The 1,421-nt window shown below is 72.6% G+C and carries 3 protein-coding genes; all 3 read left to right on the plus strand.

The window, feature by feature from the left end; all coding sequences use genetic code 11:
• The first annotated feature begins 57 nt into the window (after positions 1 to 57).
• On the plus strand, positions 58 to 294 hold the full coding sequence (locus Q0112_RS15250; protein WP_297976753.1) for an Lrp/AsnC ligand binding domain-containing protein: 237 nt from the start codon (positions 58 to 60) through the stop codon (positions 292 to 294).
• A 5-nt stretch (positions 295 to 299) separates the two neighbouring features.
• Positions 300 to 1,136, plus strand: a complete 837-nt coding sequence (locus Q0112_RS15255) for an alpha/beta hydrolase (RefSeq protein WP_297976755.1) — start codon at positions 300 to 302, stop codon at positions 1,134 to 1,136.
• The coding region (locus Q0112_RS15260) for an FAD-dependent oxidoreductase (RefSeq protein WP_297976757.1) at positions 1,133 to 1,421 on the plus strand (289 nt) is incomplete at its 3' end. The genes Q0112_RS15255 and Q0112_RS15260, both read left to right, overlap by 4 nt.

Consider the following 1,421-nt stretch of genomic DNA (forward strand, 5'->3'; position numbering starts at 1 on the left):
CGCGCTTGCATCCGTCCGGGCCCGCCGGCAGTGTGGGCGCCGAACGGGGAGGGCCGAATGATCTGCGTCTTCATCCAGCTGCGCTGCCGGCCGGGGCGGACCTACGAGGTGGCCGATGCCATCTACGACCTGGAGTTCGCCTCGGAGCTCTATTCGACCTCGGGCGAGTACGACCTGATGATGAAGGTCTACATCCCGGAGGGGACCGACGTCGGGCATTTCATCAACGAGAAGCTGCGGGATATCCCGCATCTCGACCGCAGCCTGACCACGCTCACCTTCAAGGCGTTCTGAGGGCCATGCCGCCGATCGTGGACTGGGACGACGCCTATGCCAACACCCCGCACATCCCGGGCGGCGAGGGCTATCCGGCGCGCTGGGCCGCCGCGGCGGCGGCGTTCCGGGCGGGGACGGGCGGGCGGCTGCGCGAGGGCATCGCCTACGGGTCGCATCCGCGGCAGCGCTTCGACCTCTTCCTGCCGGAGGGGGTGCCGGCGGGGCTCGTCATCTTCGTGCACGGCGGCTACTGGCGCGCCTTCGACCGCGGGCACTGGTCGCATCTCGCCGCCGGGCCGCTGGCGCGCGGCTGGGCGGTGGCGGTCCCGGGCTACGTCCTCGCGCCCGAGGCGCGCATCGCCGCGATCACCGCGACGATCCGCGAGGCGATCGCCGCGGCGGCGGCCGAGGTGGCCGGGCCGATCCGGCTGACCGGGCATTCGGCGGGCGGGCATCTGGTCGCGCGGCAGATCTGCGGCGACAGCCTGCTGCCCGAGGCGGTGATGGGGCGGATCGAGCGGGTGGTGCCGGTGAGCGGGCTGTTCGATCTCCGCCCCTTCCTCCGGACGCAGATGAACGAGGCGCTGCAGCTCGATCTCTTCGAGGCGCGGGCGGAGAGCCCGGCGCTGACCGAGGTCCGCCGTGCCGTGCCGGTGGATGCCTGGGTGGGCGGCGACGAGCGGCCGGAGTTCCTGCGCCAGAGCGCGCTCCTCGCCAACGTCTGGACCGGGCTCGGGCTCGACATGCGGCTGACGGTCGCCCCCGGGCGGCACCATTTCGACGTGATCGAGGGACTCGAGGATCCGGCCTCGCCGCTGGTCGAGGCGGTGGTCGGGCCGGTGGTCGGGCGGGCGGCGTGAAGACCCACGCCCGGGTGGTGGTGATCGGCGGCGGGGTCGTCGGCTGCTCGGTGCTCTATCATCTGGCGAAGGCGGGCTGGACCGACGCGCTGCTGATCGAGCGGTCCGAGCTCACCAGCGGCTCGAGCTGGCACGCGGCGGGCGGCTTCCACACGCTGAACGGCGACCCGAACGTGGCGAAGCTGCAGGCCTACACGGTGTCGCTCTACCGCGAGATCGAGGCGCTGTCCGGGCAGTCCTGCGGGCTGCACCTGACCGGCGGGGTGATGATGGCCGGCGATCCGG

The sequence above is a fragment of the uncultured Amaricoccus sp. genome, assembly GCF_937858865.1.
Lineage (GTDB): Bacteria > Pseudomonadota > Alphaproteobacteria > Rhodobacterales > Rhodobacteraceae > Amaricoccus.

Excerpts from the sequence above, each read along its gene's own strand:
- Q0112_RS15255 (WP_297976755.1), top strand. The coding sequence starts at position 300 with ATGCCGCCGATCGTGGACTGGGACGACGCCTATGCCAACACCCCGCAC.
- Q0112_RS15250 (WP_297976753.1), top strand. The coding sequence starts at position 58 with ATGATCTGCGTCTTCATCCAGCTGCGCTGCCGGCCGGGGCGGACCTAC.